Consider the following 255-nt stretch of genomic DNA (forward strand, 5'->3'; position numbering starts at 1 on the left):
CGACCAGCGGGCTGCCGGTGACCGGAGCGCTAACCGACGCCGTGTAGGTGACCACGCCACCTTCGGCCACCGAAGCATTCGCCGTCAGGGTCACGGTCGACGTATCGAGCGTATCGCTGACATTGGTTACGGCTTCAGCCGGATTGACTGCGAGGTTCTCGAAGTCGCCACCGGTGGTGCCAGTGATGGTGGCTTTGACCTGGCCAGCGTCTTTGTAAACGTCATCAGCTGGTGCGGCGACGGTCACTTGGCCAG

General features: G+C 62.7%; 1 protein-coding gene. It reads right to left on the bottom strand.

Annotated features, from left to right (window positions below; all coding sequences use genetic code 11):
• The coding region (locus JNA92_RS25720) for an immunoglobulin-like domain-containing protein (RefSeq protein WP_241807232.1) at window positions 1–255 on the bottom strand (255 nt) is incomplete at both ends.

The organism is Pseudomonas putida (assembly GCF_022627325.1).
In the GTDB taxonomy this organism is placed as follows: Bacteria; Pseudomonadota; Gammaproteobacteria; order Pseudomonadales; family Pseudomonadaceae; genus Aquipseudomonas; species Aquipseudomonas putida_X.